Origin of the sequence: Streptococcus suis (genome assembly GCF_002964045.1) — a bacterium.
GTDB lineage: Bacteria > Bacillota > Bacilli > Lactobacillales > Streptococcaceae > Streptococcus > Streptococcus suis_U.
This window is the reverse complement of sequence record NZ_POPB01000602.1, coordinates 1-312: the sequence shown is the minus strand read 5'-3', so window position 1 is coordinate 312 and position 312 is coordinate 1. Positions and strand designations below refer to the sequence as shown.

Below are 312 nucleotides of genomic sequence, written 5' to 3'. Positions count from 1 at the left end.
TAACTTAAATTTTTGATGATAAACGGAGGAAAGATGAACATTCAAGAACGATTTTCTTTGAGAAAATCAGCGGTTGGCTTGGTCTCAGTCTCTTTGCTATGTGCTATTCATACATCCACTGTTGCTGCAGATACAGTTGTTACAGGAGTGAATGAAATAATTGAAGAATCACAAGTCAAAGATGAGGCATCTATTGAATCAGAAAAAAATGAATCCCTAGATGGTTCTAATCTTGAAATTGTAGAGGAAATAGCAGACAACATCCCATCACCTGTTATCGCTGAAGGAGAAATAGCGGTAGAGATGAAAGTT

Annotated in this window: 1 protein-coding gene; it reads left to right on the top strand. The window is 36.5% G+C overall.

The window, feature by feature from the left end:
- Nucleotides 1-33: 33 nt before the first annotated feature.
- On the top strand, nt 34-312 hold a 279-nt coding region (locus C1E99_RS13085; protein ID WP_153060270.1), incomplete at its 3' end, for a YSIRK-type signal peptide-containing protein.